Genomic DNA, 8,120 nt, shown 5'->3' on the forward strand with positions numbered 1-8,120 from the left:
CTGGAGCAGTCAAATGTGAACCTGACCACCGAGCTGGTGGATTTAATCAGTGCCCAGCGTAATTTCCAGGCGAACTCACGGGCACTGGAAGTCAACAGCACCTTGCAACAGACCGTCTTGCAGATCCGATAAACTGATCTGGTTTAGCTATTGGGTAAAACACCACCTTCGGGTGGTGTTTTTTTATCCGGCTTAGCAGTTTTATCTTAGCTGGCACAAAAGTTGCTCTATGTTAGCAGAGACCTTTAACGGAGCGCGTTATGGACCATTTGCTATATATCGCCATGAGTGGTGCCAAAGAAAATATGCATGGCATCAGTGTGCGGGCTAACAACCTGGCCAACAGCAATACCGTTGGCTTTAAAGCCGATTTTGAACAGGCCCGTGCTATGCAGGCATTTGGCGAAGGACTGCCAACAAGGGTGTTCGCTATGACTGAACAACCGGGTCAAAACTTTGACGCCGGTCCGCTGATCATGACGGATCGTGAGCTGGACATTGCGATCCAGGGTGACGGCTGGTTTGCAGTGCAAGATGCAGATGGTAACGAGGCCTACACCCGGGCCGGTAATTTGCAACTGAGTCCAACCGGTATGCTGGAAACCGCTAATGGCCGGGCTGTGATTGGTGACGGTGGTCCCATCCAGTTGCCGGTGCCGCTCGCGAAACTGGAAATTGGCCTGGACGGCACTATCAGTGCTTTGCCGCAGGGCGCGCCTGCCAATGCAATGGAAGAAGTCGGCCGCATAAAGCTGGTTAATCCGGTGTACGCTGATCTGACAAAGGGCACGGATGGCTTATTCCGGCGCAAAGACGGTCAGTTGGCGGTAGCTGACGTTAACGTCAGCTTATTACATGGAGCTTACGAGGGAAGCAATGTCAATGCTGTTGGCGAAATGACCCATATGATAAGCCTGCAACGCCAGTTTGAACTGCAGGTAAAAATGATGAAAAGTGCCGAAGAAATGGACCGCCAGCAAAATGCCTTGTTGCGGATCATGGGCTAGTAAACTGATTAATGGGCAACAGCCCGGGAGGTAACAGATGCATCCAGCTCTGTGGATAAGCAAAACCGGTTTAGACGCGAAACAGCGTGATATATCGGTAATTTCAAATAACCTTGCCAATGCCAGCACCGTAGGCTTTAAAAAAAGCCGGGCTGTATTTGAAGATCTGCTGTATCAGAATGTCAATCAGCCGGGAGGACGCTCATCACAAAACTCTGAGTTACCAAACGGCTTAATGATTGGTGCCGGTACCAAAGTGGTGGCAACACAGAAAAACTTTACCCAGGGCAATATGATTACCACTGAAAACAGCCTGGATATGATGATTCAGGGCCATGGTTTCTTTGAAGTACTGATGCCGGATGGCACCATTTCATATACCCGTAATGGACAATTTACTGTTGACGGTGACGGCAATCTGGTGACTTCCGGCGCTGGTTTTCAGGTACAACCAAACATTGTTATTCCGCCTGATGCCACCAGCATTACGGTATCGCAGGATGGCGAGGTCTCCGTGCGCCTGGCCGGGCAAGTCGATAACGCGATTCTGGGCCAGTTAACGGTAACTAATTTTATTAATCCGGCGGGGCTTGAGCCAACTGGCCAGAATTTATTTAAGGAAACCGCCGTCAGTGGCGATCCGGTCCAGGGTATTCCTGGCCTGGAAGGACTGGGCATTATTGTGCAAGGTTCCCTGGAAACCTCGAATGTTAATGTGACGGAAGAACTGGTCAGTCTGATTGAATCACAGCGGGTATACGAAATGAATTCGAAAGTGATCTCTTCGGTCGATCAGATGCTGGGTTTCGCCATTCAGCAACTTTAAGCGGAGGCATTATGCGTATTTTCATTTTGGTGCTGTCAGCGATACTGGGTTTGTCATTATTGTCAGGTTGTGCCTCATTGGAGCAGCCTCTGGCAGATGATCCTTACTATTCGCCGATACCACCCGAGCCAGCACCCCGACCGGTGTTGAAAACAGGTTCGCTATTTGCACAGCATCACTCTAACAGCCTTTACTCTGATAACAAGGCCAGGCACGAGGGTGACATAATTACTGTCGTACTGCGCGAGCGGACCCAGGCGTCAAAGCAGGCAAAAACGGAAACTGAAAAAGAAAGCATTGTTAACGTGCAGCCAGGCGTTGGCCTGGGCGGGCGAGCTATCTCAGCCGCCGGTAATATCCTGCAGTTTGGCGCCAGCGCGTCAAATGAATTTACCGGAGATGCCAAAGCGGACCAGAGTAACAGTCTGGTAGGGGATATTTCGGTCAATGTTTTGCAAGTGATGGCCAATGGCAATCTGGTTATTCGGGGCGAAAAGTGGTTAACCCTGAATACCGGTAAAGAATATATCCGGTTAACCGGCATTATCCGGCCACAGGATGTCGACGTTAACAACACGGTTGAATCAACCAAAATAGCGAACGCCCGTATCGAATACAGTGGCACCGGTGCTCACCACCATGGTCAGTCGCCGGGTTGGTTAAGCCGCTTCTTTAATGGGCCATTGTGGCCGTTTTAAAACAGATAGTGCCAGTAATGATCGATGTGGCGTGAGCCGGGTGTTTTTTAGAGGAAAGACTATGTTGCGGATAAAATGGCTGGGCGCTCTGCTGATATGCCTTGCGGCATTGGAGGCAGATGCCGCCCGGATTAAAGATGTCGCTGATATTGACGGGGTACGCTCCAATCAGTTGATTGGCTATGGTCTGGTAGTTGGTTTGCCGGGAACCGGTGAACAAAGCCCGTTTACCGAGCAAAGTTTCCGGACCATGCTGGCCAACTTTGGCATTAATATGCCGGCCGGGCAGCGTAGTCAGATAAAAAACGTGGCCGCGGTGGCCGTTCATGCTGAATTACCGGCCTTTGCCAAGCCCGGCCAGACTATTGATATTACGGTCTCGTCTGTTGGCAGTGCCAAAAGCCTGCGTGGTGGCACTTTACTGCAAACCTTTCTGACCGGGTTGGATGGCAATGTTTATGCGATTGCTCAGGGTAGCCTGATTGTCAGCGGCCTGGGTGCTGAGGGCCTGGATGGTTCGCGTATTCTGGTTAACACACCAACGGTTGGCAGTATTCCTAATGGTGCCATGGTGGAGCGGGAAGTTATTACACCGTTTGGCAACGGTGATTTTATTACCTTCAATTTAAAACAAGCCGACTTTACCACCTCTAAACGGCTGGCAGAGGTCATTAACCAGTTTATCGGTCCTGAGACTGCATACTCAAAGGATGCAACCTCGGTCCAGGTACGAGCGCCACGTGATCTGTCACAGAGGGTGTCTTATTTATCAACTTTGGAAAACCTGGAGTTTGCCCCGGCCGATCACTCTGCCAAAATTATTATTAATTCACGCACCGGCACCATTGTTATTGGTAAAGACGTCCGGTTATTTCCGGCGGCAGTCACCCATGGTGGACTAACAGTAACGATTGCCGAAAACCCACAGGTAGTGCAGCCCAACCCTTTTGGCGAAGGGGTAACAGCAATTGAAGAAAACACCATTATCGATGTCAACCGGGAAGACTCGAGAATGTTTAAATTTGACCCGGGGGTTACCCTGGATGATTTAGTGCGCACTGTCAATGCAGTGGGTGCAGCGCCGGGTGATTTAATGGCCATTTTAGAAGCATTGAAAGAAGCAGGCGCCATTCACGGCGAGCTGGTGGTGATTTAACATGAGCCTGACCAAAACCCAAGTTTCATATCATGATGTCAACAGCCTGCAGCATATTAAGACTGCCGCTAAATCAGACGAAAAAGCAGGGTTGAGGCAGGCTGCCGAGCAGTTTGAAGCGATTTTTATGAGCATGCTGCTAACGAGTATGCGCAAGGCTAATTCAGCTTTTGAAGCTGAAGGCATGATGAACAGTCAGACTACGGAGTTTTACCGGGATATGCACGATAGTCAGCTGGCCACCGATTTAGCGCAAAAGGGCGCGCTTGGGCTGGCGGACTTATTAGTGGCTCAGCTTGACCCGACAGCCGGTATCAGTCGGGGCCGCAAAGACTCTGAACTTAATATGCCAGGCACGGCCATGCTAAATCCTTTACCGCCGCGGCCCGACATCAACCGGAAGTTAAATAATACAGAAATCAGTTCAGGGGTAAAACAAACCCTGCAGTCGATTGCTGATTTGCCAGCGGGTAAGCCGCCTGTTGCTTCCGCTTCGTCAGCGTCAGCGGATGCGATAAAGCCCGCTGACTGGCAGATCAGCTCGCCGCAGGATTTTGTCCGCAAATTATTGCCGGCAGCAAAGCAGGCAGCCAGGGCCCTGGGGTTAGATCCGATGGCAATGATTGCCCAGGCGGCGCTGGAAACCGGTTGGGGCCAGCGGATGATTAAAACCGCTAAAGGTGATAACAGCTTTAATTTGTTTGGCATAAAAGCGAATAATAACTGGCAGGGAGATAGCGCCGTCGTCGATACCCTGGAGTTTCGCGGCGGCGTAGCTCAAAAAGAACAGGCACGGTTTCGTTCGTACCAGACACCTGAGCAAAGTCTGCAGGATTATGCCCGATTCATCACTGGCAACCCCCGTTATCAGCAAGCACTACAACTGACGGCAGAGCCCGCAGCTTATTTTAATGAATTACAGGCGGCCGGTTATGCGACAGACCCTGAGTATGCCAGAAAAATTATGGCTGTTTATCAAAGCCCTACTTTCGAGCAGGTGCGGGCTGAGCTTAATACTGCTCAAGATTTTAGTGCTGGTGCCGATGAATAGCAGGTTAGCCACAGCAGGTGGCAACGGAGCACTCTATGTCAGATAATTTACTTAGAATTGGTACTTCAGCGGTATTGGCAAATTCAACCTTGCTAAATACAACAAGTAATAATATTGCCAATATTAATACTGAAGGTTATGTCAGACAACGAACTGAGTTTGAAGCGCAGCAGCTTGGTCTGGGCGTGGGCCCGGGAACAACTGAGAGATTAGTCAGCGAGTTTACGTTAAAACAGTTGCGGCGCGATACGTCAAATTATGCATTCTCAGAGCAGTACGTATCTGAGGCCAACCGGGTCGATGCGTTGTTTTCTAATTCTGCTAACAGTATCGCAACGGGTATCAGTGACTTATTTAAGCAGTTTCAGATTGCCAACAATGAACCGGCAACCGTGGCTAACCGGCAATTGATTATCGGTAGTGCTCAGGCGCTGTTGGACCAGTTTTCAACAATGTCCAGCCTGGTATTGGATCAGGAGAGCTTTGTTAATCAGCAGCTGGATATTTATACCAGTGAAACCAATGGTTTGATTAAACAAATCGCTGATTTAAATCTGGAGATTGCTTCTTTTGGTACTGGCTCAAGCCGGCCCGCACCGCTGGACTTACTGGATAAACGCGATCTGGCGATTAAGAAGCTGGCTGAGATGGTCGAGATCCGGACCCTTGATGCTGCCAATGGCGAAAAACTGGTATTTCTGGGTACGGGGCAGTCGTTGGTCGTTGAGCGCGGCCAGTTTAATCTTATGACACTGCGTGGAGATCCGGACCCAGCCAAACGTGAGCTCAAATTGCAACTGTCGGCCGCGAATAATGTCGAACGTGATGTTGATATTGCAACCGTGGGCGGCAAAATAGGTGGTTTACTGCAGTTCAGAGAAGATATCCTGCTACCAACCCAAAACCGGCTTGGCCAGTTAGCGTTATCGATGACCGATGCCATGAACAGCCAAAACAGGCTGGGTATGGATTTAAATAATAAAATTGGTGGTGATTTATTTACACTGCCAACCAGCCGGGGATATGAATATTCAAGTAATACTGGTTCGGGTGCAGTCAGTGTCAACATCGAACCGGGACAGGGTGATAAACTCCCCCCCAATGATTTTTTACTAACAGTAGAAGCCGGCGGTGTCAGGATCCAGGCCTTAAACAATCAGGGCGAGGTGATTAGCGGTTCAGATAAAGTTGTGGCGATTGCTGCTTATCCTGCAACAATTAGTGCAGCAGACGCTGCCGGTGATCTATATGGTTTGCAAATTACCCTGAGCGGTGCGCCTGCCATTGGCGATCAATTTGAATTGAAACCACAAAGCACGGCCGCCCGAACCCTTAGTATGGCGACCACGCGGCCGGAAGATATTGCTCTGGCAATGCCGGTCCGTACTGAATTTGCGGTTAATAATCTTGGCAATGCTCAGATTGAAGGGTTAGATATTACTGATACCAGGCCGGTCTCTTTACCTGATTATGGTTTTACCAGCCCGGGCGGTTTGGTCAATGGTCCCTGGACCATGACCTATACTGGTAGTGATACGTTCCAGATTCTGGATAGCTTAGGCAATAATGTGGCAACGGCTGTTTTCGGAACAAACCAGTATAATAATATTTTTGCCCAGGCTGGCGTAGATGTGGGTTTTGATTTTTCTGTGACCGGGGTGCCGGCAGCAGGAGATACATTTACCATCAGTTTTAATCAGGATGGTTTTAATGATAACCGTAACGGTCTTAAATTCGCTGAATTACAAACGGCACAGACAACCCGGTTAAATCCGTTGTCAGCACCGGGCGGGACGAATACCGTCAGTTTTAATAAATCTTACGCAGAAATGGTCAGCTTAATCGGAGAGCGCACCAGTCAGGCCAGGAATAGTGAGGCATCCAGTAAAGCGCTGCTTGACCAGACAACAGCCTGGTATGAGTCTTTGTCCGGGGTTAGTCTGGATGAAGAAGCGTCAAATCTGGTACGTTTTCAACAAACCTATGCGGCGGCGGCGAGAATTATTTCGACATCGCAAACCGTGTTTGACACCTTATTGGCAGCGGTGAGGTAGCTATGAGATTATCATTTAATATGAAGTTTAATGCCGGCCTGGACGGCATTTTAAATACTCAGCAGAAAATGAACCGGGCCCAGGACCAGTTGACCCGGCAAACCCGGATCCTGACGCCGGCGGATGATCCGGCTGCATCAGCAAAAGTGCTTGGTTTGAACCAGAATTTGGAGCAGACAGCGCAGTATCAAAGTAACAGTGTGCTGTTGAAGAATAACCTGGCACTGGAAGAAACCGTGCTAAGTAACATCAGGACGTCGATTGACCGGGCCAGGGTGTTAACGATCGCTTCAGCCAACGGTACCTATACCAGTCAGGATAAACAAGCTGTTGCACAAGAGCTGAAAAATATTCAGACCGAGTTGTTTGATTTAATGAATACCCGCAATGCTGAAGGCGGCTATATTTTTTCTGGCTTTCAGGATAGCAATCAAAGTTTCGTTTTAAATTCAGCAACTGGTGTTTATGAATTTAAAGGTGATGATGGCCAAAAAGCCTTGCAAATTTCGCCGACAATAACATTGCCAGGCAATGACAGTGGTAAAGCGATTTTTGAGAATGTTGATGCCAGATTTAAAACAAGCGCAGCTATGATTGTCGCGGGTGGTGCAACCAGTGCGCAAGTATCAGTAACCAATCAGAGTCAGTTTGATGCGTTTTACCAACAGACTTATGATCGGCTGACGCCGGTAAATAACAATTTCAACGTTGTTCTGACAGCACCGTCAACTTATGAAATTCAGCAAAATGGCAACCCGCTGGTGCCGCCGGTGACAGGCACCTTCATACCTGACGCGCCTATAGAGTTCAACGGCCTGACTATCAAGATTGGTGGTGCAGCGGCAGTACCTGGTCGAGTTGATTTCTCGCTGCAAGCACCACAGAAAAAAAATATTCTTACTACGCTCGGTGAGTTTGTCAGCGCATTGGAAAATCCGGCCTTGGCGGATGCTGCCTTTGACGAGGCCATTAGTGATACCCTGACTCAGGTAACTTCTGCTGCTAGTAAAGTTGACACAACAATGTCATCGATTGGCGGCCGGATTAATGTGCTCGATAGCGTGTTTCTGACTAATGAAGATTTAACGATTAATAATAAGGCATATCGCGCTGAGCTTGCCGAAGTCGATTACGCAGCAGCGCTTACTGAAATCACGAAACAGGAAATTGCGCTTGAAGCGATTTCATCGACCTTTACCAGAGTGTCAGGTGTCAGCCTGTTCGATTATCTGAGATAACCTTCTGAAGTGACGGTAGAAACCATGACAGTTTCTACCGTCCACGGTTATTTACGCTTAAAAAGTAATAACTCAGAATGATAATTATCC

Annotated in this window: 8 protein-coding genes; all 8 read left to right on the plus strand. The window is 49.0% G+C overall.

Translation table 11 applies throughout. The features are described from left to right. Positions 1-132: a flagellar basal body rod C-terminal domain-containing protein gene (locus tag R3177_RS11200; protein ID WP_318971123.1), complete on the plus strand. Its 132-nt coding sequence runs from the start codon at positions 1-3 to the stop codon at positions 130-132. Positions 133-260: 128 nt separating this feature from the next. Next, complete coding sequence (gene flgF, locus R3177_RS11205; RefSeq protein ID WP_318971115.1) at positions 261-1,007, plus strand: flagellar basal-body rod protein FlgF; 747 nt, start codon at positions 261-263, stop codon at positions 1,005-1,007. A 37-nt stretch (positions 1,008-1,044) separates the two neighbouring features. After that, positions 1,045-1,833, plus strand: a complete 789-nt coding sequence (gene flgG / locus R3177_RS11210) for a flagellar basal-body rod protein FlgG (RefSeq protein WP_318971117.1) — start codon at positions 1,045-1,047, stop codon at positions 1,831-1,833. An 11-nt stretch (positions 1,834-1,844) separates the two neighbouring features. Beyond that, complete coding sequence (flgH, locus tag R3177_RS11215) at positions 1,845-2,531, plus strand: flagellar basal body L-ring protein FlgH (RefSeq protein ID WP_318971118.1); 687 nt, start codon at positions 1,845-1,847, stop codon at positions 2,529-2,531. 61 nt (positions 2,532-2,592) lie between these two features. Further along, positions 2,593-3,687, plus strand: coding sequence for a flagellar basal body P-ring protein FlgI (locus R3177_RS11220; protein ID WP_318971119.1), 1,095 nt, complete (start codon positions 2,593-2,595; stop codon positions 3,685-3,687). A 1-nt stretch (position 3,688) separates the two neighbouring features. Next, positions 3,689-4,738 carry a flagellar assembly peptidoglycan hydrolase FlgJ gene (gene flgJ / locus R3177_RS11225; RefSeq protein ID WP_318971120.1) on the plus strand — a complete coding sequence of 350 codons (1,050 nt, stop codon included), beginning with the start codon at positions 3,689-3,691 and terminating at the stop codon, positions 4,736-4,738. 35 nt (positions 4,739-4,773) lie between these two features. Beyond that, positions 4,774-6,792: a flagellar hook-associated protein FlgK gene (gene flgK, locus R3177_RS11230; RefSeq protein WP_318971121.1), complete on the plus strand. Its 2,019-nt coding sequence runs from the start codon at positions 4,774-4,776 to the stop codon at positions 6,790-6,792. Positions 6,793-6,794: 2 nt separating this feature from the next. Further along, positions 6,795-8,030 carry a flagellar hook-associated protein FlgL gene (flgL, locus tag R3177_RS11235; RefSeq protein WP_318971122.1) on the plus strand — a complete coding sequence of 412 codons (1,236 nt, stop codon included), beginning with the start codon at positions 6,795-6,797 and terminating at the stop codon, positions 8,028-8,030. Positions 8,031-8,120: the final 90 nt, after the last annotated feature.

This window comes from Arsukibacterium sp., from assembly GCF_033722355.1.
GTDB lineage: Bacteria > Pseudomonadota > Gammaproteobacteria > Enterobacterales > Alteromonadaceae > Alishewanella.